Raw genomic sequence first — 23,890 nt, 5'->3', positions numbered from 1 at the left:
CAGACTGGCGGCAATCCGCGATTCTGTTGTTCTGACGCGCGCCCTGCTGAATCGAGTCGCCCGAATCGCTCGGCGATCAGACGAAAACGCAGGAGCCGCCATTTTAGTCGAGTCTTCCACTTTCCATGCCAGCCCTCAAAGTCTCTTCCGACCAACGCGCCGAGTTGCGCTCCCAGGCACATGCGCTCAAACCGGTCGTGCTCGTCGGCGCCGAAGGCTTGACCGACGCTGTGCTCGCCGAAATCAAGGTGCACCTCGCCGCGCATCAACTGATCAAAATTCGCGTGTTCGGCGATGAGCGCGAGGAGCGCATCGCTATCTACGAAGAAATCTGCGACGCGTTGAACGCTGCACCGATCCAGCATATCGGCAAGCTGCTCGTGATCTGGAAGCCAGAATCGGCACAGCCGGCGGCAAAAGCGAAGCGCGGCGCGTTGCCGAGCGCCCGCGAAGCGGCAGCCGAAGAAACCCGGCCGGCCAAGGGACGCGCACCCCGCATCGTCAAGGTCGCCAAGCCGACCGACGTGCCGATGCGCAAGCCGCGAGCGAAAGCGGTGCTGGTGCGCGGCAATGAACGCGTGACGCAGGGCGGCAACATCAAGCGCGCCAAGAAGCGTCAAACCAGCGCGAAGCGTTCGCATCAGTCGAAGTAAGAGCACACGCGCCCAAGGTGCGGACCGACTCCGCACTGCGCATTGGCGGCCTTGAGCGCGAGGCCCGAAGCAGCGCGAATGAACCGTAGTTGGCCACGGGAATCGCGACGATTCGTCGCAATGTGAGGTTCATCGCGGGCATCGGCATCGGCATCGGCCCGGCGGCCATGGCACGCGCACCGTCACACCATCAGCCACCCGCGAGCTTCAGCCCGCCACCTTGCCCGTGACGCCGCGCGCGCCCTCTTCCTCGGCCGCGGCACCAACGGGCGCCGGCAGCAGCCAAACGAGCGCAACCCCTAGCAGGCTCTCGATCAGGTAGAACAGACTGGACACGCCATGCAGGATGCCGAAGCGCGTCGCATAAACGGAATGCCCGATGTCGCTGCCCGCCTCGAGCGCCGCCACGCGCATCGCGTTCATGAACGGCTGCAACGCGAAATAGCCAACCAGCACGCATACGAGCATACCGGCGAGCAGCCAGCGCAAGCGGCGATATGCGCCACTCCCGCGCCGCACGAGCAAATTGGCGAGGCCGAGCAGCAAAATGCCGCACACGACGCCAATCACACCCTGAATACGAAACAGCTGCGCGGCGACGGCGCCCGCCGTCATCCGGTCGAGCGTCGTGAACAGCACGGGCGCAACCGCATAGCCGATAGTCAACAGACTACCGACCCACACCACCGTCAACAGGCGGAAAAAACGATGCGGCATCAAAGACACCGGCGCCACCCTCAGATGTAGCTGACCGCGATGATTTCGTATTCGCGCACGCCGCCCGGCGCTTGCACCGACGCGACGTCGCCTTCCGACTTGCCGATCAGCGCACGCGCGATCGGCGAGCTGATCGAGATCAGGCCGTGGTCGATGTCCGCTTCGTCGTCGCCGACGATCTGGTATTTGACCGACGCACCCGACTCGAGGTCTTCGAGCTCGAGCGTCGCGCCGAACACCACGCGGCCGTCCGCTTCCACTTGCGACGGATCGATCACCTGCGCACCCGCTAGCTTCGACTCGATTTCCGCGATACGGCCTTCGATGAAGCCCTGCTTTTCCTTCGCAGCGTCGTATTCCGCGTTTTCCGACAGATCGCCCTGGGCGCGCGCTTCCGCGATCGAGTTGATCACGGCCGGACGTTCAACCGATTTCAGGCGCTGCAATTCATCGCGCAGCATGTCTGCGCCGCGCTTCGTCAATGGAATAGTGCTCATAAACAACTCTGGAGGCAAAAAACGGCCATAAAAAAAATCACCGCGGTTAAGTGCATTCCGCGAAAGCCGCCGCCCGTGGACAAACCCGGGCCGCAGCACCTGCGGAACGCCGCTTAACCGCGGCACTTACATCTTGGACAGCTAGTCGAAGCCTTAGTTTAGGCGAGCATGGAGTCCTTGTAAATCATAGACTTCCAGGTTCTTCAGATAACGAAGACCCTCCACCGCCGCACGTGCGCCCGACATCGTCGTGTAGTAGGTGACCTTGTTCGCCTGCGCGCTCATGCGGATCGAACGCGAATCGGCGATCGCCGCGCGCGTTTCGTCGACGGTCGTGAAGACGAGCGCGATCTCGCCGTTCTTGATCATGTCGACGATGTGCGGACGGCCGTCCTTCACCTTGTTGACGACCTTGACTGGCACGCCGGCCGCTTCGATCGCGGCAGCCGTGCCCTTGGTCGCGACGATCGGGTAGCCGAGCTCGTGCAGCATGCGCGCGACTTCGACTGCCTTCGGTTTGTCGGCGTCCATCACGGTCAGCAGCACCGTGCCCGATTCGGGCAGACGCGAACCCGCCGCGAGCTGCGACTTGAACAGAGCCTCGCCGAACGTCTGGCCAACGCCCATCACTTCGCCGGTCGAGCGCATTTCAGGTCCGAGCACCGGGTCGACCGCCGGGAACTTGACGAACGGGAACACCGCTTCCTTCACGCTGAAGTACGGCGGCTCGACTTCCTTCGTCACGCCTTGCGCGGCGAGCTTCTGGCCGACCATCGCGCGCGCTGCGATCTTCGCGAGCGGCAGGCTGGTCGCCTTCGACACGTACGGCACCGTGCGCGACGCGCGCGGGTTCACTTCGAGCACGTAGATGATGTCGTCCTTCGAGCCGTCAGCCTGCGGTACCTGCTGGATCGCGAACTGCACGTTCATCAGGCCGACCACGTTCAGCGCCTTCGCCATCGCAGCGGTCTGGCGCTTCAGTTCGGCGATGGTCGCCTTCGATAGCGAATACGGCGGCAGCGAGCAGGCCGAGTCGCCCGAGTGCACGCCCGCCTGTTCGATGTGCTCCATCACGCCGCCGATGAACACGGCATCGCCATCGGAAATGCAATCCACGTCGCATTCGATCGCGTCGTTCAGGAAGCGGTCGAGCAGCACCGGCGAGTCGTTCGACACCTTCACCGCCTCGCGCATATAGCGCTCGAGATCTCGCGGCTCGTGGACGATTTCCATCGCGCGGCCGCCCAGCACGTACGACGGACGCACGACGAGCGGATAGCCGATTTCGTCGGCGAGCTTCAGTGCTTCGTCTTCGGCGCGCGCGGTGCGGTTCGGCGGCTGGCGCAGACCGAGGTCCTGCAGCAGCTTCTGGAAGCGCTCGCGGTCTTCGGCCGCGTCGATCATGTCCGGCGACGTACCGATGATCGGCACACCGTTCGCCTCGAGGTCGAGCGCGAGCTTCAGCGGCGTCTGGCCGCCGTACTGCACGATCACGCCGACGGGCTTTTCCTTGTCGACGATTTCGAGCACGTCTTCGAGCGTCAGCGATTCGAAGTACAGACGGTCGGAGGTGTCGTAGTCGGTCGACACGGTTTCCGGGTTGCAGTTGACCATGATCGTTTCATAGCCGTCCTCGCGCATCGCGAGCGCGGCATGCACGCAGCAGTAGTCGAACTCGATGCCCTGGCCGATCCGATTCGGGCCACCGCCCAGCACCATGATCTTTTTGTTGCTGGTCGGATTCGCTTCGCACTCTTCCTCGTACGTCGAGTACATGTACGCGGTCCTGGTTGCGAACTCGGCCGCGCAGGTGTCGACGCGCTTGTACACCGGACGCACGTTCAACTCGATACGACGCGCGCGCACGTCCGCCGGCTTCGCGCCGAGCAACTTGGCCAGACGACGATCCGAGAAGCCGCTCTGTTTCAGATACTTCAGCTCCTCCTTCGTCAGGCTCGCCAGCGTGCGGCCTGCCAGCGCCTTTTCCTTCAGCACGATCTGTTCGATCTGCGCGAGGAACCACGGGTCGATCGCGGTTTCCTCGAAGATCTCTTGCGCGCTCATGCCCACACGGAACGCGTCGCCAACATACCAGATGCGATCCGGACCAGCTTCGCCGATCTCGCGGATGATCTCATCGCGATTGGCGGTCTTTTCATCGAGACCGTCGACGCCGACTTCGAGGCCGCGCAGCGCCTTCTGGAACGACTCCTGGAACGTGCGGCCAATCGCCATCACTTCGCCGACCGACTTCATCTGCGTGGTCAGGCGCGAATCGGCTTCACGGAACTTCTCGAACGCGAAACGCGGGATCTTCGTGACGACGTAGTCGATCGTCGGTTCGAACGACGCCGGGGTCTGGCCGCCGGTGATTTCGTTCTTGAGTTCATCCAGCGTGTAGCCGACCGCCAGCTTCGCCGCGACCTTCGCGATCGGGAAGCCGGTTGCCTTCGACGCCAGCGCCGACGAGCGCGACACGCGCGGGTTCATTTCGATCACGATCATGCGGCCGTCTTTCGGATTGATCGAGAACTGCACGTTCGATCCGCCGGTGTCGACGCCGATCTCGCGCAGCACCGCGAGCGACGCGTTACGCAGGATCTGGTATTCCTTGTCGGTCAGGGTCTGCGCCGGCGCGACGGTGATCGAGTCGCCGGTGTGGATGCCCATCGGGTCGAGGTTTTCGATCGAGCAGACGATGATGCAGTTATCCGCCTTGTCGCGGACCACTTCCATCTCGTACTCTTTCCAGCCGAGCAGCGACTCTTCGATCAGCAGTTCGCGCGTCGGCGACAGGTCGAGCCCACGCTTGCAGATCTCTTCGAACTCGTCGCGGTTGTACGCGATGCCGCCGCCCGAGCCGCCCAGCGTGAACGACGGACGGATCACGACCGGATAGCCGCCGCTGCCGGTTTCCGCGGCGATCTTCGCCTGCACCTGCAGCGCTTCTTCCATCGAATGCGCGGTGCCCGACTTGGCCGAACCGAGGCCGATCTTGGTCATCGCGTCCTTGAACTTCTGACGGTCTTCCGCCTTGTCGATCGCTTCCGGCGATGCGCCGATCAGCTCGACCTCGTACTTCGCCAGCACGCCGTGCGCGTGCAGGTCGAGCGCACAGTTCAGCGCGGTCTGGCCGCCCATCGTCGGCAGGATCGCGTCCGGGCGCTCCTTCGCGATGATGCGCTCGACCACTTCCCACGTGATCGGCTCGATATAGGTCACGTCGGCCGTGTTCGGGTCGGTCATGATCGTCGCCGGATTGCTGTTGACGAGAATGACCTTGTAGCCTTCCTCACGCAGCGCCTTGCATGCCTGCGCGCCCGAATAATCGAACTCGCACGCCTGACCGATGATGATCGGACCCGCGCCGATGATGAGGATGCTCTTGATGTCTGTCCGCTTCGGCATAACGCTCTCGCTAATGTATTCCTGAATTCTTTCCGTCGGCGCGCGCCGTTTTCACGTTGCGCGCGCTGTTTCGCGGCATGCCCGCCGCGTAGCGCCGCGGGCTGCGGCGGCCGCCGCGAGCCGTTTCCGGCTGGCCCCTGCGGCCGGCCTGTACTGCTTCAAGCCGCTGCGCTCTTGCCGTTCTTGTGCGCGTCCATCAACGCGGTGAAGCGGTCGAACAGGTACGCGATGTCGTTCGGACCGGGCGATGCTTCCGGGTGGCCCTGGAAGCAGAACGCCGGCTTGTCGGTCAGCGCGAAGCCCTGCAGCGTGCCGTCGAACAGCGACACGTGGGTCACGCGCGCGTTGGCGGGCAGTGTGTCGGCATCGACCGCGAAACCATGGTTCTGCGACGTGATGACCACGCGGCCGTCTTCGAGATCCTTGACCGGATGGTTCGCGCCGTGATGGCCGGTCTTCATCTTCATCGTCTTCGCGCCGACCGCGAGGCCCATGATCTGGTGGCCCAGGCAGATGCCGAAGGTCGGAATGCCGCGCTCGATGAACTCCCTGGTCGCCGCGATCGCGTAGTCGCACGGCTCAGGGTCGCCCGGGCCGTTCGACAGGAACACGCCGTCGGGGTTGAGCGCGAGCGCGTCAGCGGCGCTCGCTTGCGCCGGCAGCACGGTGACATGGCAGCCGCGCTCGGCCAGCATGCGCAGGATGTTCTGCTTGACGCCGTAGTCGAATGCGACCACGCGGTACGTCGGCGCTTTCTGCTCGCCGTAGCCCGTGCCCAGACGCCATTCGGTTTTGGTCCACTCGTAGGCTTCCTGGGTCGACACGACCTTCGCGAGGTCCATGCCGGCGAGGCCCGGGAACGAGCGCGCGAGTTCGATGGCCTTCGCTTCGTCGTCGGAACCAGCGAGAATCGCGCCGTTTTGCGCGCCCTTGTCGCGCAGGAGGCGGGTCAGCTTGCGAGTGTCGATGCCGGCGATGGCGACCACGCCTTCGTCCTGCAGATATTGCGGGAGCGTGCCCTCCATGCGGAAGTTCGACGCGAGAACCGGCAGATCACGGATGATCAGGCCGGCGGCATGGACTTTCGTCGCTTCGACGTCTTCGGCGTTCACGCCGACGTTGCCGATATGCGGGTACGTGAGGGTCACGATCTGGCGCGCGTAGCTCGGGTCAGTCAGGATTTCCTGATAGCCGGTGATGGCAGTGTTGAACACGACTTCACCGATGGTATGCCCGGGGGCGCCGATCGAATAACCACGAAAGACCGTGCCGTCGGCGAGCGCGAGTAGAGCGGGAGAAAATGACGGCAACACGGGAGACTCCTTGGGGGAACACCCTGTTGCCACCTGTCTATCCGATTGCAAGCCGCAGCGAAACACATCGTGGATGCGCGCGCAGACTCGCTCGCGAGCTGCCGGTGACGCTGCAAGGGGCGCGATGGGTCCATTGTGTGGACGACTCGGCTGGGTGTGGAGCCCTTCTTGCTACGCCAATGGCGCGCGGCGGATGAACGGTATGGGGGAGGTAGGCGCTAGGGTGCGGGTGGATAAGCTCAAACCTTCAAATTATAGCCTGAATCCACTGTTCCCTCCAAATGCGAGATAGGACGAGGCGTTGAGGCGACGTGCCTGGGCGGACCTTCAATGCCTTGCCGGGCCGCGTCGTCAGGTACTTGCCACGCCTGTCCATGCAGTTCTGTCGAGACACCACTATTGACGGGGACCGAACCGCCGTGGCGGCCCCTCCGGGCCCGACGCAAGGCCTGGCGCGGCCGTTCGGCCCTCCTGTTCCGCGCGCATCTCGCCCGAACGGGCAAGCTGCCGACCCGGCAACACGTACCAGATCGCACTCAGCACCTGCAGCGCGACGAGGATTTCCCACGCGCTCAGATGCGCGAGCGCCGGGTAATGCCCGCCGCTCGCCGGCCAGTGCGACAGCACCGCGCCAACGCCGATCTGAAAACCGAAGATCAGCAGAAAAATAATTAGCGTCAGCGTCGTGTTGACCCGGCCGATCATCTGCGGCGGGAAATGCCGCGCCATCACCGCGTAGCTCAGAATCCCGGTGCCGCCGAAGATGCCGTAGGCGGCCCACAACAGGCTCGCCGGCAACGGCGCGTTAAACATGATGAGCATCTGCGTCAGCACATATAGCGCCATGCCGATGCCGCAGAACGCGTACAGCGAGAGGCCGCGCCGCTCGAGACTACGCGCCGCCGCGCCGAAACCGACGCAGCCGGCCATCATCGCGAAGCCGAGAATCGACACGAGCGCCGCCGCCTGGTGCGGCTCGAAGCCTTGTACGTCGCGCAGCCATGCTCCGACCCACAACGACTGCATCGCGTAGAAGACGCCTTGCGTAACGACCGAGAACGACGCGATTTTCCAGAAAGCCGCGCTGCGCAGAATGTGCCACGTACCCTTGAACTGCGCGACGATGCTCGCCTGGCGATGCGTTTCGCGCGCGTCCGGAGCGAGCGTCCATTGCGCGAGCGCAACCGCTACCGTCAGCACACCGAGTCCGACGCAAACCGGGCGCCAGCTGGAAAAACCAAGCACCCACGTGAGCGGCGAACCGACCATCACGCCGCCGAAACCGCCGATCGCCATCACAAGCCCGTTCATCAATGGCAAACGCGCCACCGGAAAATGCTGCGCGAGCGCCTTGAACGCGGCGCCGAGGCACACCGACACGCCAACGCCGACCAGCAGCCGCCCGACCATCATCATGCCGAGACTGTGCGCGGCGCCGAATACCCAGATGCCGAGCGCAGCAAAAAGCAACGTGACGGAGGTCACGCGACGCGCGCCGAAGTGATCGAGCAGCACGCCAGCGGGGATCTGCGCGCCCGCGAATCCGAGGAAATACAGACTCGTCAGCACACCCAGATCGGCGGCTGACAGACCGAGATCGCGCGTGATGAACGGCGCGAAACCAAGATTGACGCCGCGAAACACGTAAGAGACGAAGTAGCCGGCGGAAAAAAGCAGAAAGACGCGCAGTTGGGTCGACGACATAAATCAGGAAGTAAACCTGGAAATGACCTCAAGAACCTCTCCCGAGGTTCGGACGGATCAGGACGGACCGGCACCCCGCGGCCAACGCGGCCGAAGCACGAACAATAAAGTAAATACCGCAAACGCGCAGGAATCGTCCGCGCAATGAAAAACGCCGTCACCCTGAGGTGACGGCGTTGGATGAACACGGTACGTGATCGGAGCGCAATCCATGCGCTGCCCCCGCAACGCATGTGGTCACTACCGTGAGAGCCGCTATTGGTCTATTTACCCTTCTTCTTCGCGTTGGCCACGGTCTTCGGGCGGCTCTCAGCCGCAGCCTTCGACGCCTTGCCGGGCTCCGAGGCCGAGACTTTCTCGACCTTGCCCTTGCTGGCAACGGGCGCCGCCGGCTTGTTACCCTTGCCGCCCGGCTCGGAGACCTTGACGATGGCGGAGTGGCCGCGCCTTTTCTTCTTATCGTAGCGCGATTCACCGTGTGTGTCTGCGACGTGGACGCCAATCTTCTGCACACTGCCGCCTTGCACGTCGGCGGCGATCTTTTCCGGCCCCGGCTCGCTGGGTACCGGCTTGCCGACCGGCACGTGCAGCACGATCACCTGGCCGCGCGAAACGTGATCGCGATGCGTCCTGTTCCACGCCTTCAGTTGACCGACCGACACGCCGTAGCGCACCGCGATGGCCGCCATCGACTGATTGCGACGCACGCGGATCAGCATCTTGCGCGTGTCGGGTACGTCGGGTTCCATCGCGAGCACCGCGCTTTCGGCGACGTCGGCGCTGATGTCCTCGTCGTCGTCCGAGCCGCGCGGCACGACGATCGTCGAGCCCGGCTTCAGGCGCATACCGACCGGAATCTTGTTCACTTCCATCAGCGTGTCGGGGTCGACGCCGATCTTCTGTGCGATCGCCGCGGGCGTCGCGCGCGCGTCGACCGTGTAGGTGGTCCAGGACGACAGCGAGCCCGAGTACGTTTTCAGATTGCGCTCGAACGCGGACGCGTTGTCGAAAGGCAACAGAATCTGCGGCTGCGTCGCGCCGAGAATCACCGGCTTCCTGAACGACGGGTTCAGCGAACGGAACTCGTCCGTCGACATATTGGCTAGCCGCGCGGCGACGTCGACGTCGATGTCGTGCGAGGTCGTGACCGTCACGAAGTACGGGTGGTTCGGAATAGACGGCAGGGTGAGCCCGTACATCTGCGGGTTCATCACGAGGTTCTTGACCGCTTGCAGCTTCGGCACGTAGTTGCGCGTTTCGTTCGGCAGACGCAGGCTCATGTAGTCGGTCGGCAGACCCGCCGCCTCGTTGCGCGCGATCGCGCGCTGCACGTTGCCCTCGCCCCAGTTATACGCAGCGAGCGCGAGTTGCCAGTCGCCGAACATGTCGTGCAGGTTCGACAGGTAGTCGAGCGCGGCACTGGTCGACGCAAGCACGTCGCGGCGCTCGTCCTGCCACATGTTCTGCTTCAGGTTGTAGGTCCGGCCCGTGCCCGGCATGAACTGCCACATACCCGCAGCCTTGGCGACCGACAAAGCCTGCGGGCTATATGCAGACTCGATGAACGGCAAGAGCGCGAGCTCGGTCGGCATATGGCGCGACTCAAGTTCCTCGACGATGTGATACAGGTATTTCTGCGAGCGCTCGGTCATGCGCTGCACGTAATCGGGACGCTGCAGATACCAGTTCAGCTGCATGTCGACGAGGTCGCTCTGCAGGTCCGGCATCTGGAAGCCACGGCGAATGCGGGCCCACAGATCGGCGTCCTGGCTCGTCAACTGATTGACGGAGCTCTGGTCGACGTTGATGGTTTCTTTAGCGGTGGCGTTCTTGCGAAGGGCGTCGGCTACGGCCTGCTGGCTGGCGGGGTTAGTGGCGGTATTCGTCGTCGGTCCCTGACTCGCGCACGCGGCGAGTGTCAGGACCAATAACGCACTTAAGATAAATCGCATGAACGTCTCGGTTTCCACAAGGGCTGGAATTTGCAGCCGATAGTACGAAACGTCAACGTTTCCGTCAATTGGAAAATCAAGAAAAAAATCAACCAAATCTGGGGCTTGGCGAATTTTTCCGATTCATCGCGTGAAGAACCGCCGAATGCGCTCCGGATCAACGGAAGCGGTTCTTCCATTCGCGCATCAATGTGAAGGCCTTCAGCCGGTCAGACACCGTTTCGTGCAATCGTGCTTCGAGGTTCGACTGGATCGCCGGCTCGCCTGCGCGCAGGAACGGATTGACCGCGCGCTCGTGCGCGATCGTGGTCGGCAGCGTCGGCTGGTGGCGGGCGCGCAACTCGTTCGCCTTGTCGCGCCACGCCTGCAGTTCGGCATTGTGCGGCTCGCAAGCGAGCGCGAAGCGAATGTTCGACAGCGTGTATTCGTGTGCGCAGTGCACTTCGGTTGCGCCGGGCAGCGCGGCGAGCGCATCGAGCGAATTCAGCATCTGCTGCGGCGTGCCTTCGAAAAGGCGCCCGCAACCGCACGCGAACAGTGTGTCGCCGCAAAACACGTGCGGCGTGCCGCGCGTATCGGCCGCCTGGAAATAGGCGATGTGTCCGCTCGTATGACCGGGCACGTCGAGCACGCTGAATTCAAGCGCGGGTGCAGCGATCGTCACGTGATCGCCACTTTTGAGACGATGTGTCAGGTGCGCGATCGCTTCGCCGGCGGGGCCGTAGACCGGCACGTCCTGGCCGTTCAGCAGATCGGCCACCCCGCCGACGTGGTCTTGATGATGGTGCGTGAGTAAAATAGCGCTCAGCCGCCAGCCTCGTTGGGCCAGACAGGCGCGCACAGGGGCGGCTTCGCCCGGATCGACGACGACCGCGTGGTGTCCGTCGGCAATGACCCAGATGTAATTGTCTTCAAACGCCGGGACCGGTACGTACTCGAGCGCATTCATAGGCGACGCATTTTTAATATGACTGACCGAGCGATTATAGACTGGCCCGCCTGGACCGATTCGCCGCCAGGCCGCTACGTGCTCGACTGGGAGCAAACCCAGCTCGATCGCGTGGTGTCGGACGTGTTCGGCTATCATGCGCTGCAACTCGGCCTGCCGCAGCTCGACGCGCTGCGCGAGAACCGCATGCCGTGCCGCGGCCTCGTGCTCGACGCGGCGAGCGGCGCGAGCGCGCCGTACACGTATCCGCGCTGGGCACGTCGTGGCAGCGTGAGCGGCATCGGCAGCGCGGGCAACGCTGGCGACGACAACCCCGCGAACGCCGCGCGAGGCACACCTGGTCTGCACGCGCCGGCCGGGCGCAGCGCGGTCTGGTGCGACCTGCTCGATCTGCCGTTCGAAGCGCAAAGCGTCGACCTGCTCGTGATGCCGCATACGCTCGAATTCACCAGCGACCCGCACCGGCTGCTGCGCGAAGCCGAACGCGTGCTGGTGCCCGAAGGCCAACTGATCATCCTCGGCTTCAACTCGTTGTCGCTGTGGGGAGTACGGCAGTCGATCGGCAAAATGACAGGCCGCCCGTTCGTGCCCTCCGCCGTCGATCTGATCGCGTTCACGCGCCTGAAGGACTGGATCAAGCTGCTCGGCTTCGACCTTGAACGCGGGCGCTTCGGCTGCTATCGTCCGCCGCTCGCGAGCGATCAATGGCTCGCGCGTTACGGCTTCATGGAAGCCGCCGGCGACCGCTGGTGGCCGATTTTCGGCGCCACCTACATGATCAAGGCGATCAAGCGCATGCGCGGCATGCGTCTCGTCGGGCCGCTCAAAGTGAAAAAGCCCGTGCTCGCGGCAGGCCTCGCGCCCGCCGCCACCCCGAACACACGAAACCACACCGAATGACTCCAGATCACATCGACATCTATACCGACGGCGCCTGCAAGGGCAATCCCGGCCCTGGCGGCTGGGGCGCGTTGCTGCGCTTCGGCAGCCAGGAAAAAGAACTGTTCGGCGGCGAGGCCAACACGACCAACAATCGCATGGAGCTGATGGGCGTGATTTCCGCGCTCGAGGCGTTGAAGCGCCCGTGCAAGGCGATCGTGCACACCGACTCGCAGTACGTACAGAAAGGCATCAGCGAGTGGATTCACGGCTGGAAGAAGAAAGGCTGGGTCACCGCGGCGAAACAGCCGGTCAAGAACGCCGATCTGTGGAAGCGGCTCGATGCGCTCGTCGCGCAACACGAGATTGAATGGCGCTGGGTGCGCGGCCACAATGGCCACCCGGAAAACGAGCGCGCCGATCAGTTGGCCAATCGCGGCGTGGCATCGCTCGCCGGGATGTAAAGAGCGTGCGCGCATCGGCAACACCGCGCGCCGCCCTCCCCCGCTTTTTTTCCGCAATTTTTTCGAAGCAGGCTAATCCGACATGCGTCAACTGATCCTCGATACCGAAACTACCGGCCTGAACGCCCGCGGCGGCGACCGGATTCTCGAACTCGGTTGCGTCGAGCTCGTGAACCGCCGGCTGACCGGCAACAACCTGCACTTCTATATCAACCCCGAGCGCGACAGCGATCCGGGCGCGCTCGCGGTGCACGGCCTCACCACGGAATTTTTGAGCGATAAGCCGAAGTTCGCGGAGATCATCGACCGGTTCCGCGATTTCATCCAGGACGCGGACCTGATCATCCACAACGCGCCATTCGACATCGGCTTTCTCGACGCCGAGTTCGCGCTGCTCGGTCTGCCGCCAGTGAGCATGCACTGCGGCGAGATCATCGACACGCTCGCGCAAGCCAAGCAGATGTTCCCCGGCAAGCGCAATTCGCTCGATGCGCTGTGCGACCGCTTCGGCATCAGCAATGCGCACCGTACGCTGCACGGCGCGCTGCTCGACTCGGAACTGCTCGCCGAGGTCTATCTGGCGATGACGCGGGGTCAGGAAAGCCTCGTCATCGACATGCTCGGCGAAGCGCAGGCCGGCGGCGATACGCATGCGCCGCGTGTTGCACTCGACTCGCTGGAGCTGGTCGTGATCGCTGCGAGCGACGACGAAAGCACCGCGCACGAAGCCGTACTCGACGATCTCGACAAGGCGCTCAAAGGCGCGAGCGTATGGCGTCTTGAACCCGCGCCGGCAACTGATGAGCAAACTGCTTAAAAAAGACTAGACGAACCCTAAATTCCCTGACATAATTTCGCTCTCTTCGGGTGGTTAGCTCAGCGGTAGAGCACTGCCTTCACACGGCAGGGGTCACTGGTTCGATCCCAGTACTACCCACCAGATTCTTGGTGTGTCGATCACCGAAGACAAAAGGGCTTACGCAGCAATGCGTAAGCCCTTTTTCTATTTGCCGGCAAATACGTCGCGTGCGCCATACGAGATATCGTTGCTATAGAACCACGTCGTTCCGTAGGTTGGCGAGCGCCCCGCACTATTGCTATATTCGGCAAACGGGCATTCGCCCGGTCCGGCTCCGTCCGGTTTCTCCATCTTGAACCATCTCAGGGAGGCGCCACATGTTTGCAGTGCATCGCGCGCTCCCCCGCATGGTTCCACGACCGCCGGCCCGTCCGCCACGACCGCTGCGACCTTGAAGCCGCAGCGTTGTCGCTGATGCGCCGCCGCCTCGGCAGGCGCACCGCGTTCATTCCAGACAGTCCGTTGTTCCGTTGCCGTTGTTTGCCGTCGTATTTTTTCGCGCGTTCCCGCGCGGATTCCGGCATCCGCTGGCTGTCTACCCCTTTTCGCTTCTGACTGGAATCTCGGTGCGCTCGTGCTTCGCCGGGCCCAAAGCAAATGGCCAACAGAAAACTCGACTTTCGCGGACAAGCCTTCAAGGATGTCCTCGGCTTCACCTTCCGTCACTGGGCGCAACAGCCGGGGCGCATCGTCGTGATCGCGGCGCTCGCGCTGTTCACGGCAGGCGCGGACATCCTGACGCCGGTCTTCGCCGGACGGCTCGTCGACGCGATCGCGGCCGGTCCGGCGTCGTCGGCGCCCGTCTGGCATCACGCGCTCGCGGCCTTCGGCGCGCTCGCCGCGCTCGGCCTCACCGCGACGCTGCTGCGCCAGGGCGTGTACTTCAACATCATCCGCTTCACGCTGAAGATGATGAGCGAGATCGCCGCGCGCGCGTTTCATCGCGTGCAGCGCTTTTCGACCGACTGGCACGCGAACAGCTTCGCCGGCTCGACCGTGCGCAAGATCACGCGCGGCATGTGGGCGCTCGACCTGCTCAATGACACGCTGCTGATCGCGCTGCTGCCATCGCTGGCGATGCTGATCGGCGCGACCCTGCTGCTCGGCTCGCGCTGGCTCATGATGGGCATCGTCGTCGGCATCGGCTCGCTGCTGTACATCGGCGTGACCGTGACAGTGTCGCTGGGCTTCGTCGCGCCGTCCGCGCGTCTCGCGAACGCGTGGGACACACGCATGGGCGGCGCGCTCGCCGATGCGGTCAGCTGCAACGGCGTCGTCAAGGCATTCGGCGCGGAAGCGCGCGAGGAAGCGCGCCTCGCGCACGTGATCGGCAAATGGCGGAAACGCACACGCCGCACGTGGGTGCGCGGCACACTCAACGGCGGCCTCCAGGGCGGCATGCTGGCCGCGATCCAGGCGGCGATTCTCGGCGTGGCGCTACTGCTGTGGGCACGCGGCGAAGCGAGCGTCGGCGACATCACGTTCGCGCTGACGATGTTCTTCATGCTGCAAGGCTATCTGCGTGACATCGGCATGCACATCCGTAACCTGCAGCGCTCGGTCAACGACATGGAGGAACTGGTGTCACTCGAGAGTCAGCCGCTCGGCGTCGAGGATCGTCCCGGCGCCGGCGCCATCGCGATCCGCGACGGCGAGATCCGCTTCGAGCAGGTGTCGTTTCACTATGGCGCGCACAGCCGGCCGCTCTACGACGACTTTTCCATCCGCATCGCGGCGGGCGAGCGCGTCGGGCTGGTCGGTCATTCCGGCTCGGGCAAGACGACCTTCATCAAGCTGATCCAGCGCCTTCACAACATTTCGGGCGGGCGGATCACGATCGACGGCCAGGACATCGCGCAGGTCCAGCAAGCGTCGCTGCGCAGCCAGATCGCGATCGTCCAGCAGGAGCCGGTACTGTTTCACCGCTCGCTTGCCGAGAACATCGCGTATGGACGGCCCGGCGCGAGCCGCGCCGACATCGAGCGGGCCGCGCGGCTCGCGAGCGCGCACGACTTCATCGCCGCGCTGCCGAACGGCTACGACACGCTGGTCGGCGAACGCGGCATCAAGCTATCGGGCGGCGAGCGTCAACGCGTCGCGATCGCGCGGGCTTTTCTCGCCGACGCGCCGATCCTGGTTCTCGACGAAGCCACGTCGAGCCTCGACAGCGAAAGCGAAGTGCTGATCCAGCGCGCGATGGAGCGGCTGATGCAGGGGCGCACGACGCTGGTGGTCGCGCATCGGCTGTCGACGGTGCGCGCGCTCGACCGGCTCCTCGTGCTCGACAAGGGCAAGGTGATCGAGGAAGGCAGCCACGACGCGCTGATCAAACGCGACAACGGCTTGTACCGTCGCTTGTTCGAGCGTCAGGCGCTGGAGCTGATCAAGGGTCTCGGCGAGCCGGAGCTCGTGCGCGAGTCGGCAAAGGTCAAAGCCGACCGGGTCGACGATTCTGGCTTGTTGGTCGGCTAGCGCGACGCAGGCATGCACCAGGCTTCGCGGCAAACGATGCCACGCCTGGCGCCACCAGCCCCTGGCAATAGAAGGCCCGCGCTACACCGCGCCGGCGGGCAACCCGATGCCGCGCGCCATTCCGGTCGCGGCAAACACCATCAGAACCAGCAGCACGGTCTGGATCACGCTGAAATGCGCGTAAGATCGCGCCTTCTTCAGATTCGGCGCCGCGCCGCTGCGGATCGCCGCGCGCCAGCGCATCAGGCCGAGCATCGTGGGCACTTCGAGGATCAGGATCAGCGCGAGCAACGTCATCTTCACGTGAAAGAGCGGCTGGTGCAGGTAGTAGTCGGCGCCCTTCTCATAGCTACCGAACATGCGCATCAGGCCGGTCACGATCAGCACCAGCGCGGCGATGCCCCAGCGTGAATCGGCGCGGAACACCGAACGCAATGCGGCGGGCACCGACGCGCGACGCAGCGACCACGTGCGTCTGAGAATCGACGCGAGCGCAAAACCATAAGCGAGCAGATGAAGGGCGGCAAGCAACCAGCGAACCAGCATGGCGACTCCTGCGAAAGACGCAATATGATCGATGAGTGTCCCACTCGCCCGCCTGCAGGCCGGGCGCCTTGATTGCATTATCGACGAAGCTTCGCTTCGGGATGCGTGCATCGGCCACGCGATGTGACCGATAGCACAAAACATGCAGCGTCAGACCTGGCGCAGCGTCGTGTCGAGCGCGCGAGCGGCGACGCGATCGCCTTCGGTCGTCAGCGCGGCGCGGAAAACGGTCTGCCGGTTATGACCCGCGGCGGCCGGCGAATCCCACAGCAACTCGACCTTCGGACGTACGCCGAACGCGCTGCGCGCAAGCGAGGGCGCCGCGACCGACCCTATCGGCGCCGCTGACGCGCCGGCCTTGCCCGCCGCGCCGAGCGCGACCGCGGGCGCCGGCGTCGCGCGCGCATTGGAACCGCTCGCCCAGCGCACCGACAATTCGCGCGCATCGTATTGCCCCACCTTGCGCCGCTCAGCCCACACGACGACGGTGCGGGTCAGCGGATCGAGCGACACCGCATAGCGGCCGATCGCAAAGCGCCGCGCCGCCACATTGGTGCGCCACAACGGCAGCGGCCGGCAGATCCACAAGACGATCGCATACAGCACCGGCGCCGCGACGAGCCAACCGTTGCTGGCCGCGACCGCCTGCATCGCGCGACGCCAGCCTGCGCTCGCGACGAACGCGCCGACCGACCACAGCGCAAACAGAAACCCGAGGAACGCGAACAGGCGCAGCGCCTGACGCAGCCATTGCGGCAACGGATGGAACGGACGCTCCGCGACGGCGCGCGCGCCCGGCAGGAAGATCAGCAGGAACAGAAAAACGAGGTTGATACATGCCCACGGTGAAGACGCCATCGCGGTCAGCGCGGTGGTCAGCTTCATCTCGGACATCGAGAAAAACCAGCGGGCGGCGAGCACGAGACCGATGGCGCGCAACGTAAAAATCGTTCCGGCGCCGGGCGCGGCGTTCGCGCGCGTCTCTTTCGTTCTCGCCAAGGCATCCTCCTGTCGTCGGCGGCACCGCAGCCCAATTTGCGGCACGGCAATTATAGGGATATTACCGAGACTGGCTCGTTCGCGCCGCGCGGAAACCCGTATTTTCAGTTGTGCACCGACGAAAAACGCAGCGCGCATGCAACAACGCCCCGCCGGCGACGTGCCGGCGGGGCGTTCAGAGCAACGAAGGAAGCGGTCAACGAGTTGCTGCCGACAGCGTTTTATCTACCGCGAAACAACCGCGGCGAAACAATCGCCAATCAGCCCGCGTTGACTTCGCGCAGCACCGTGCGATGTTTGCGGCGCAGCAGCTCTTCATAGGTGGCGACGTAGTTCTGCGCCATCACCTTCGACGAGAAGCGCGCCTGGAACGCCTTGCGCACGCCAGCGCGGGGCAGCGTGTGCAGACGTTTGACGGCGGCGACCGCGCTGATTTCGTCCTCGACGACGAAACCCGACACGCCGTTTTCGATCACTTCCGGCACCGAACCGCGATTGAACGCGATCACCGGCGTGCCACAAGCCATCGCCTCGATCATCACGAGACCGAAGGGCTCCGGCCAGTCGATCGGGAACACCAGTGCGTGCGCATTGCCGAGAAACTCGCGCTTTTCAGCTTCGCCGATTTCGCCGATGTACTCGACGTGCGACAACGACATCAGCGGCTTGATGACTTCTTCGTAGTAGGCACGGTCGGCCTTGTCGATCTTGGCGGCGACCTTGAGCTTCATGCCTGCCTGCCCGGCGATGCGAATCGCCCTGTCAAGCCCCTTCTCCGGCGAGACACGGCCCAGGAATGCGAGGTAGCCGGGCTCGACGTCGGGAATCGGCTTGAGCACGTCTTCCGGCAGACCGTGATAGACGGTTTGCAGCCAGTGCGCCTGCGGCAGCGGAATGCGCTGGTTGTCCGAGATCGACACGACCGGCACGTCATTGAACGTGTTGAAGATCGGCTGCAGTTCAGGCAGATCGAGACGGCCGTGCAGCGTCGTGACGAACGGCACAGGCTGACGCGCGAACAGCGAGAACGGGTAGTAGTCGATGTGGAAATGCAGCACGTCGAATTCGTCCGCGCGGCGGCGCACTTCTTCGAGCAGCAGCATGTGCGGCGCCATCACGTCGCGGATCGTCGGGTCGAGGCGCAGCGCCTGCGGCCAGAAAGCTTCGAGCTTCGCCGAGGTTTGCGAATCACCGCTTGCAAACAGCGTGACGTCGTGGCCCTGCTCGACCAGCGCCTCGGTCAGATAGGACACCACGCGTTCCGTACCACCGTACAGCTTGGGAGGAACCGCCTCGTGCAGCGGAGCGATTTGAGCGATTCGCATATTGACGAACTCCTAGTAAAAAATCAGGCAAAAGTACTGCATTTGGAAAAAGCGACTCGCTTGCTCGCCAGGGCAGTCTGGCCGGAAATGCCGGCGCGGGCCTGATTCTTTTGAGAAATCCTGCGATGGATCGCTTGGTAACGAGCCCGGACAAGTGGATCAGCGACTGGGCATGTGCGAGTAAACGCGCCCGTTGCACCGACGTTGACAAACTGTCAGAAAAATTGCCGGGCTAACGAGCACGCATTATCGATGCCCGGATTGTTGCAGCAACGCAGCATTTCAAAGTCTTTACGTTGTTACAAACGCGAAACACTTTGCAAACCCTTGTTTTCAAAGACAGTTCTACAGTATCCACGAAGTTTCGGGAGGGGCGGCGGTACCGGTGTCTGTGAGCTCTCGCCCATCAACGTTGCGGTAGGAATTGCAAAATTGCCGCAGCGCGGTTGAATGCAATCCGTAACTATATCTCGAAATTTTCCGCAATCTGCCTGAATGGCGCGTCGGCTGGCGTGTCGGGACGACGCAGATCGCGGAGGTCCATCGCGAAATCAATCGCGTCAAAGCCCGGATACACAGGGCGCAATCGCCTTTGCATGTTTACAATGCGAAGCATCGGCTTCACGCAGAGCCATGCTTGTCCGTGTGGTCCGCGCATTGCATGCACAACCCGCAACACATCGATCTCAGCTCAATTGGAACACTTGACCATCGCCCAGCGTAACGCCCAGAACGCCAAGCTCGCGAGCTATGCGCACCGGCCACTTGCGTTTCTCTTCCGCTTTATCCGCCGCCATCCGCTCGCGCATGCGATCGTGTTGTGCAGCGTGTTTGCGGCCGTGGGCTGTGCACTCGCTTCGCAGTACGCAATCAAACATCTGATCGACGTGCTCGGCGGCGGCAGGCATCATCCGGGACCGCTGTGGGGCGCGTTCGCGATCCTCGTCGGCCTGATCGCTGCCGACAACCTGTTGTGGCGGATCGGCGGCTGGTTCGCCGCGCACACGTTCGTCGCCGTGACGGGCGATTTGCGGCGCGACCTGTTTCAGTACCTGAGCGGCCACTCGCCGACCTACTACGCCGAAAAACAGCCCGGCATGCTGGCAAGCCGGATCACCGCGACCTCGAACGCCGTCTATACCGCCGAAAACACCACCGCGTGGAACGTGCTGCCGCCGTGCATCGCGGTGCTCGGCGCGATCGTGATGATCATCGCGGTGAACCCGCTGATGGCCGCCGGCCTGATGCTGTGCTCGGCGATCCTGTCGGTCGTGCTGTACAAGCTCGCGGGCCGCGGTTCCGCGCGTCACCATAATTTCGCGACCAAGGCGGCATCGGTCGACGGCGAACTTGTCGACGTGATCAGCAATATGGGGCTCGTGCGCGCGTTCGGCATGACGTTCCGCGAACAGCACCGCTTTGCTTCGACGGTCAAGTCGGAAATGGACGCGCGCCAGCAAAGCCTGCTGTACCTGGAAAAGCTGCGTCTGCTGCACGCCGTGGTCACCGCGCTGCTGTCGGCCGGCCTGCTCGGCTGGGCACTATGGCTGTGGGACCAGGGCCGCGCGACCTCGGGCGACATCGTGCTCGTCAGCTCGCTCGGCTTCACGATCCTGCACGGCACGCGCGATCTCGCCGTCGCGCTCGTCGACGTCACGCAGCACGTCGCGCGACTCGCAGAGGCCGTGCGCACGCTGCTCGAACCGCACGGCATGCCCGATCGCGACGACGCGACCGAACTCGTGCCGCAGGGCGGCCGCGTCACGTTCGACGGCGTCACGTTCGCCTATCCGCGCCGCCGGCCGATTCTCGATCACTTCGACCTCGATATCGAACCGGGTCAGCGCGTCGGGCTGATCGGCAAGTCGGGCGCCGGCAAATCGACCGTGCTCGCGCTGTTGCAGCGCTTCTACGAGACCCAGGGTGGCGCGATCAAGATCGACGGCCAGGACATCGCGTCGATTACCCAGGACAGCCTGCGCCACGCGATCGCGCTGGTGCCCCAGGACATCTCGCTGTTCCATCGCACGGTGTACGAGAACATCGCGTACGGCCGCCCGGACGCGAGCCGCGAGGAAGTGCTCGCCGCCGCGCGCGAGGCGCGTTGCACGGACTTTATCGAAGCGATGCCGGAAGGCTACGACACGATCGTGGGCGACCGCGGCGTGAAGCTGTCGGGCGGTCAGCGCCAGCGCATCGCAATCGCGCGCGCGATTCTGAAAAACGCGCCGATCCTGCTGCTCGACGAAGCCACGTCCGCGCTCGACAGCGCGTCCGAGGAAGCGATCCAGAAGGCGCTCGACCGCCTGATGGTCGGCCGCACCGTGATCGCGATCGCGCACCGTCTGTCGACGCTGAACAACTTCGACCGGATCATCGTGATGAGCGCCGGCAAGGTCATCGACGACGGCACGCCGGAAGAACTGCGCCAGCGTCCGGGCCTCTATCGCGACCTGCTCTCGAAGCAGTATGGCAAGGGCCAGACGCTGCATATCGGCGGCAAGAAGGTCGACGAACAGCACGTAGCCTGACGCACGTCTGGTCCACGCGCTGCGCATCGCTTGAAAAAAAGCCGCTCCCTGGAGCGGCTTTTTGCTGTCTGGCTCGCGGCCCGGCTTGGCTTAGCCGGTCACGCTCTCGCGCGCCGCCCTCTTGCGCGCGGCGCCCGCCGCACCCGTGGCCGCGTGCGCTTTCCCGCTTCTGGCGCGCTTCGCGCCCTCGACGCTCTGCAGATCGCGCATGAAGTTGTCGCGCCACACCGACACGTTGTTCTCGCGCAGCTGCGCCATCATGTCCCGATAGCGCCCCTGGCGCTCGGCGAGCGGCATGTCGAGCGCCCGCGCGAGCGCTTCGGCCATGCCGTCGATATCGACCGGATTGACGATCAGCGCGCCGTCGAGCTCCTGCGCCGCGCCCGCGAAGCGCGACAGCACCAGCACGCCGGGATTCTCCGGATCCTGCGCCGACACGTATTCCTTCGCAACGAGGTTCATGCCGTCGCGCAACGGCGTCACATAGCCGACGTGCGCGGTGCGGAACAGCGCCGCCAGCACCGAGCGCTCGTACTGCTTGTGGATGTATAGGATCGGCGTCCAGTCCAGCTCGGCGAAACGTCCGTTGATCCGTCCCGACTCGCCTTCGAGCTGTAGCCGGATGTCTTGATACGCGTGCAGGTCGGCGCGCGTCGGCGGGGCGATCTGCAGGAACGACACCTTGTTGCGCTGCGCGGCCGTATGCTCGAGCAGGCGCTCGAACGCGCGGAATCGCTCGACCAGCCCCTTCGAATAATCGAGCCGGTCGACGCTCATGATCAGCTTGCGCGAATGCAGCGTCGCCTTCATCGTGCGCACCGGCTTGCCGCGTTCGCCTGCCTTCGCGAGCTCGGCGATCTCGTCCGGATAGACGCCGATCGGATACGCAGAGGCGCGCAACGTGCGGCCGAACGCATGCACACTCAGCGGTCCTTTCGCCGACGCGTCGATCGAGCCGCCCGCCTCGTTGATCACGTAGTCGCAGAACGCGCGCAGATCGGGACCGGTCTGGAAGCCGAGCAGGTCGAACGAACACAGCGCCTCGACGAGCTCGCGATGCGGCGGCACCGTCAACAGCACCTGCGCGGCCGGAAACGGAATGTGCAGAAAAAAACCGATGCGGTTCTTCACGCCAGCCGAGCGCAGGGCCTGAGCGAACGGAATCAGGTGATAGTCGTGCACCCAGATCACGTCGTCCTCGCGCAGGAGCGGCACGAGTTGCTGCGCGAGCCACGCGTTGACGCGGCAGTAGCCTTCGAAGTCGTGCCGGTCGTAATGCAGCAGGTCGGATCGATAGTGGAACGCGGGCCACAGCGTCGCGTTCGAGAAACCACGGTAGTACTGGTCGTAATCGCGGCGCATCAGCGGGACGGTCGCGAAGGTCACCGGACCGCGCTCCTCGAGCTTGATCTGCGGCTGGCCGGAGCTCAGCACGTCGCCGCTCCAGCCGAACCACATGCCGCCGGTCTCCTTCAGCGCGTCGTACACGCCGACCGCCAGACCGCCCGCCGCCGGGCCGCCCTCCGAAATAGGCGCCACCCGGTTCGAAACAATGATCAGTCGGCTCATGAAGCGCGATTCCCGATGCAGTATGTTGTTTTCGTTGAACGGGGCCGCCGGCGTCATGCGCCGCGCGCCGCCGCGACGATGGTTTCGAGCCAGTCGAGCAGCGACGACACCGATTCGACGCGCGTGTGCGCCATCGTTTCGCCCGCGCCGACCTTGACCGACAGACCGCCGCGCTCGTTGACGACCGCGAAGCCCTTCTCGTCGGTCAGATCGTCGCCGGCGAATATCGGCGTGCGGCCGGTGAACGGCAGCTCGTCGAGGAACGCGCGCGTCGCGCGGCCCTTGTCGACGTCCTTCGGCTTGATCTCGTAGACCATCTTGCCGGGCTGCAGCACGTAAGAAGCGGGGTAATCGGCGACGAGCCGCTCGGTCGCCTCGCGCGCGACCGGCTCGCGGTCCGGCGCGTTGCGGTAGTGCAGCGCGAGCGCCGCGCCCTTGATCTCGAGCAGCATGCCCGGATGTTCGTTGACGACCTGCGCGAGCACCTGCTCCATGCGCAACAGGCGCTCGTCGTGAAAGCCGATGCGCTGCGTGTCGCCATTCGCATCGCGCCGCTCGGCGCCGTGCAGACCCGCGACCGGCAGATCGGGCATGCCGAGAAAACTGTCGATGCTGTCGATGCCGCGCCCCGACACCACCGCGACCGCGCCATTCGTCAGACTGCGCAGTTCGCGCAGCAGGTCGATCACGCGCGGCTGCACCAGCACGCCGTCCGGCGTGGGGGCGAGTTCGACGAGCGTGCCATCGAAGTCGAAGAAAAATGCCGTCTCGCTCGGAGACAGAACAGCCGGAAGTGCTTGCATCGCGTGGGTTCGCCTTTCAGCCATCTATGGCCGGAAAAGTGTGCGCATCTTACAGCGCATCCGTCAATTTTTCGAGAAAGTAAGCTGGGACTCAAGCCCGATGGGCGAGCTATCCATCCGCTTCTGTCGATTGCGTTCGAAAGCGCAACGATCGGGCTTCAAACGGCTTTCAGCAAGCTGCGTCAAATTGACTCGCAAATCGTGTGCCCGGCGCGCTGCGCGACGCTGGCGCCAATTTTGCGCTACAGTC

The 23,890-nt window shown here is 64.1% G+C and carries 18 protein-coding genes and 1 tRNA gene; 7 read left to right on the top strand and 12 right to left on the bottom strand.

Annotated elements, in window-relative coordinates; genetic code table 11:
- Positions 1-125: 125 nt before the first annotated feature.
- Complete coding sequence (locus tag HDG37_RS12655; RefSeq protein WP_026225945.1) at positions 126-653, top strand: YhbY family RNA-binding protein; 528 nt, start codon at positions 126-128, stop codon at positions 651-653.
- 207 nt (positions 654-860) lie between these two features.
- Here HDG37_RS12655 and HDG37_RS12650 read toward each other — a convergent pair whose 3' ends face one another.
- The 7 genes from HDG37_RS12650 to gloB all read right to left on the bottom strand — a co-directional run bounded on the left by HDG37_RS12650 (position 861) and on the right by gloB (position 11,193).
- A complete protein-coding gene (locus HDG37_RS12650; protein ID WP_026225946.1) occupies positions 861-1,370 on the bottom strand; it encodes a DUF4149 domain-containing protein in 510 nt (169 codons plus the stop codon).
- 20 nt (positions 1,371-1,390) lie between these two features.
- Positions 1,391-1,867: a transcription elongation factor GreA gene (greA, locus tag HDG37_RS12645; RefSeq protein WP_026225947.1), complete on the bottom strand. Its 477-nt coding sequence runs from the start codon at positions 1,865-1,867 to the stop codon at positions 1,391-1,393.
- Positions 1,868-2,020: 153 nt separating this feature from the next.
- Positions 2,021-5,275, bottom strand: coding sequence for a carbamoyl-phosphate synthase large subunit (gene carB, locus HDG37_RS12640; protein ID WP_184047698.1), 3,255 nt, complete (start codon positions 5,273-5,275; stop codon positions 2,021-2,023).
- Positions 5,276-5,433: 158 nt separating this feature from the next.
- Positions 5,434-6,588: a glutamine-hydrolyzing carbamoyl-phosphate synthase small subunit gene (carA, locus tag HDG37_RS12635; RefSeq protein ID WP_184047695.1), complete on the bottom strand. Its 1,155-nt coding sequence runs from the start codon at positions 6,586-6,588 to the stop codon at positions 5,434-5,436.
- 396 nt (positions 6,589-6,984) lie between these two features.
- The gene (locus HDG37_RS12630; RefSeq protein WP_260334687.1) at positions 6,985-8,292 is read right to left on the bottom strand and encodes a nitrate/nitrite transporter; all 1,308 of its coding nucleotides are present in this window, start codon (positions 8,290-8,292) and stop codon (positions 6,985-6,987) included.
- Between the two features lie 263 nt (positions 8,293-8,555).
- A complete protein-coding gene (locus HDG37_RS12625) occupies positions 8,556-10,244 on the bottom strand; it encodes a transglycosylase SLT domain-containing protein (RefSeq protein ID WP_184047692.1) in 1,689 nt (562 codons plus the stop codon).
- A 157-nt stretch (positions 10,245-10,401) separates the two neighbouring features.
- Positions 10,402-11,193: a hydroxyacylglutathione hydrolase gene (gloB, locus tag HDG37_RS12620; RefSeq protein ID WP_184047689.1), complete on the bottom strand. Its 792-nt coding sequence runs from the start codon at positions 11,191-11,193 to the stop codon at positions 10,402-10,404.
- Positions 11,194-11,211: 18 nt separating this feature from the next.
- Here gloB and HDG37_RS12615 point away from each other — a divergent pair, with 18 nt between their 5' ends.
- The 5 genes from HDG37_RS12615 to HDG37_RS12595 all read left to right on the top strand — a co-directional run bounded on the left by HDG37_RS12615 (position 11,212) and on the right by HDG37_RS12595 (position 15,867).
- Positions 11,212-12,093, top strand: coding sequence for a class I SAM-dependent methyltransferase (locus HDG37_RS12615; RefSeq protein WP_184047686.1), 882 nt, complete (start codon positions 11,212-11,214; stop codon positions 12,091-12,093).
- Positions 12,090-12,536 (top strand): ribonuclease HI, encoded by a 447-nt coding sequence (gene rnhA / locus HDG37_RS12610; protein ID WP_184047683.1) that lies wholly within the window; start codon positions 12,090-12,092, stop codon positions 12,534-12,536. The genes HDG37_RS12615 and rnhA overlap by 4 nt, the downstream gene beginning before the upstream one ends.
- Before the next feature lie 82 nt (positions 12,537-12,618).
- Complete coding sequence (gene dnaQ, locus HDG37_RS12605; RefSeq protein WP_184047680.1) at positions 12,619-13,353, top strand: DNA polymerase III subunit epsilon; 735 nt, start codon at positions 12,619-12,621, stop codon at positions 13,351-13,353.
- Positions 13,354-13,401: 48 nt separating this feature from the next.
- Positions 13,402-13,476, top strand: a tRNA-Val gene (locus HDG37_RS12600).
- A gap of 516 nt (positions 13,477-13,992) precedes the next feature.
- Complete coding sequence (locus HDG37_RS12595; RefSeq protein ID WP_184047678.1) at positions 13,993-15,867, top strand: ABC transporter ATP-binding protein; 1,875 nt, start codon at positions 13,993-13,995, stop codon at positions 15,865-15,867.
- 81 nt (positions 15,868-15,948) lie between these two features.
- Here HDG37_RS12595 and HDG37_RS12590 read toward each other — a convergent pair whose 3' ends face one another.
- The 3 genes from HDG37_RS12590 to HDG37_RS12580 form a co-directional block, all read right to left on the bottom strand.
- Positions 15,949-16,413: a DUF2214 family protein gene (locus HDG37_RS12590; protein WP_184047675.1), complete on the bottom strand. Its 465-nt coding sequence runs from the start codon at positions 16,411-16,413 to the stop codon at positions 15,949-15,951.
- Between the two features lie 150 nt (positions 16,414-16,563).
- On the bottom strand, positions 16,564-17,412 hold the full coding sequence (locus tag HDG37_RS12585) for a hypothetical protein (protein ID WP_184047672.1): 849 nt from the start codon (positions 17,410-17,412) through the stop codon (positions 16,564-16,566).
- Between the two features lie 260 nt (positions 17,413-17,672).
- On the bottom strand, positions 17,673-18,737 hold the full coding sequence (locus HDG37_RS12580; RefSeq protein ID WP_184047669.1) for a glycosyltransferase family 4 protein: 1,065 nt from the start codon (positions 18,735-18,737) through the stop codon (positions 17,673-17,675).
- A gap of 695 nt (positions 18,738-19,432) precedes the next feature.
- On the opposite strand from HDG37_RS12580, the gene HDG37_RS12575 reads away from it, so the two are divergent.
- Positions 19,433-21,268, top strand: a complete 1,836-nt coding sequence (locus tag HDG37_RS12575; RefSeq protein ID WP_184047666.1) for an ABC transporter ATP-binding protein — start codon at positions 19,433-19,435, stop codon at positions 21,266-21,268.
- Between the two features lie 90 nt (positions 21,269-21,358).
- Here HDG37_RS12575 and otsA read toward each other — a convergent pair whose 3' ends face one another.
- Positions 21,359-22,837 carry an alpha,alpha-trehalose-phosphate synthase (UDP-forming) gene (gene otsA / locus HDG37_RS12570; protein WP_184047663.1) on the bottom strand — a complete coding sequence of 493 codons (1,479 nt, stop codon included), beginning with the start codon at positions 22,835-22,837 and terminating at the stop codon, positions 21,359-21,361.
- Between the two features lie 53 nt (positions 22,838-22,890).
- Positions 22,891-23,640, bottom strand: coding sequence for a trehalose-phosphatase (gene otsB / locus HDG37_RS12565; protein ID WP_184047660.1), 750 nt, complete (start codon positions 23,638-23,640; stop codon positions 22,891-22,893).
- Positions 23,641-23,890 lie beyond the last annotated feature (250 nt).

This window comes from Paraburkholderia sp. MM5384-R2 (assembly GCF_014201025.1).
Lineage (GTDB): Bacteria > Pseudomonadota > Gammaproteobacteria > Burkholderiales > Burkholderiaceae > Paraburkholderia > Paraburkholderia tuberum.
The sequence above is the reverse complement of the archived record's forward strand: the minus strand, read 5'-3'. Positions and strand labels throughout refer to the sequence as shown.